Below are 440 nucleotides of genomic sequence, written 5' to 3' on the forward strand. Positions count from 1 at the left end.
AGCCTTGGCAGAAACCATTTATGAGCATCTGCACTGATTGGCTTGAAGAGCAAAAAGGAACAATATGAAACCTGTCATCATCAAAAATATCGAGATCGGCAAAGGCCTGCCTAAAATTGCCGTACCGCTGGTGGCCGCCAATACGCAGGAATTGGAGCAGGCTTTGCGCGTATTGAAAGAGACGGCTTTTGACATTATTGAATTTCGTGCAGATTTTTTTCAAGCTGCGCTTGATGCCGATTTTATTGCCGAACAATTAGGCATCACTCGACAGGCTTTTCCTGACAAGCCTTTACTGTTTACGTTTAGAAGGGCGCAAGAGGGCGGCAATACGCCTTGTTCTGACGAGTATTATTTTGAATTATTGGAAAAAATCATCCGTTCCAAACAAGCCGATATTATCGACATCGAGCTTTTTGCCGAGGAAAGCAGCGTAAAAC

1 protein-coding gene is annotated in these 440 nt (G+C 44.1%); it reads left to right on the forward strand.

Annotated features, from left to right (window positions below; genetic code table 11):
• Positions 1–64 precede the first annotated feature (64 nt).
• Positions 65–440: type I 3-dehydroquinate dehydratase (locus ACTHUR_RS21215; protein WP_440400781.1), on the forward strand; the 376-nt coding region annotated here is incomplete at its 3' end.

Source organism: Neisseria sp. P0021.S007 (genome assembly GCF_051956855.1).